At 32.8% G+C, this 1,171-nt stretch carries 2 protein-coding genes; both read right to left on the minus strand.

The window, feature by feature from the left end; translation table 11 throughout:
- Window positions 1–112: 112 nt before the first annotated feature.
- Window positions 113–865: a type IV secretion system protein gene (locus tag ACFIKJ_RS09360; RefSeq protein WP_375652207.1), complete on the minus strand. Its 753-nt coding sequence runs from the start codon at window positions 863–865 to the stop codon at window positions 113–115.
- Window positions 862–1,005, minus strand: a complete 144-nt coding sequence (locus ACFIKJ_RS09365; protein WP_375619110.1) for a TrwH protein — start codon at window positions 1,003–1,005, stop codon at window positions 862–864. The genes ACFIKJ_RS09360 and ACFIKJ_RS09365 overlap by 4 nt, the downstream gene beginning before the upstream one ends.
- Window positions 1,006–1,171 lie beyond the last annotated feature (166 nt).

The following is a 1,171-nucleotide window of genomic DNA, read 5'->3' on the forward strand; positions in this document are numbered from 1 at the left end:
TGGCTTTGATAAAATCTTTGTGCCTCTTTGAATTGTTCGGATAGTACTGAACTTTCTACAGTGGCTTTTGTTTTTATGAAAAAAAAGCAAATCTTGTAAAGAGCTTTAGTGGCTAAAATCTTATTTGAGGCACACGTGTGAAGGCATTGTTCATAACTCTCTTATACAATATACGTTTTTGCATTTCGATAAGAAACTCTTCATTATTGCTTAAATTTCTGACCATTTGTAGCTTCGTATATTCATTTTGGAGTACCGCTGACATGTTTCTGATACGTGTTTGCAGCTCGAAAACTTCTCTCAGATCTTTTGTTTTATCTATATCTTTTAAGAAACCGGCAATTTGTGTAAAGCGGTTCTCTGCATCTTGGAAAGTTTGCAAACTTACAGCTTTATCGACAATTCCACTATATTGAAGACGCTTATTAAGCATATCGTATAGTATTTTATGTTCTATGTACGGGAGGATGACTCTCCACTCTTCTCCGTTAACTTCAGTTATAAGCTGTTCGAAATAAGGATGACCTTTGAAGTTTTTGCTATATAAACCCTTGTATGTTTTGTGGGTAGATGGGTAAAAAGGCGAATGTTTTAATAAAAATTTCGATAATTCTTCTCTTTTTATTTTTTTATTTCCTGTTATAGACTGATAGACTTTTTTCGTGTTTTCGATCTGGTCTTCGTTTGCTTTAATTTGTTGTTTTAACAAATCAATAATTTTCAGATATTCTGCTTCTGGAAAAGGGGGAGGAGTTTGGACAGTTGAACCTTGAGTTCCAGAACCCCAACTAAAGTTAGACGTTAGAGTTAAATTTATCATTCCCAAAAGGGTGATCATTCCCGCTATAATAAACCGCTTTTTCATCTGTCTCCTCGCTTAATTTCGGCAGGGATTGTTTTATTAATAGGCACACGGTTTCTATCATTTGGCTGTTTTAGCTTTGGTGCTAATGCACAAGCTGATAAAATGTTTGCAATCAAAATTATAAGAATGATCGACTTCATTTTAATGTGACTCTTTTTTACTATTATATGCATTCTGATGTTTGTTGTCATTATTATAATTTTGACACCAAAGTAAAGTGTATAGTTTGCGATAATTGATCTTTTCTTAATTTCATTTTTTAATTTATGAAAATAGCTCAATTTCAGTGCGAATATTTTTTACTGT

The sequence above is a fragment of the Bartonella sp. PS7NMGDW genome, assembly GCF_042193585.1.
In the GTDB taxonomy this organism is placed as follows: domain Bacteria; phylum Pseudomonadota; class Alphaproteobacteria; order Rhizobiales; family Rhizobiaceae; genus Bartonella; species Bartonella grahamii.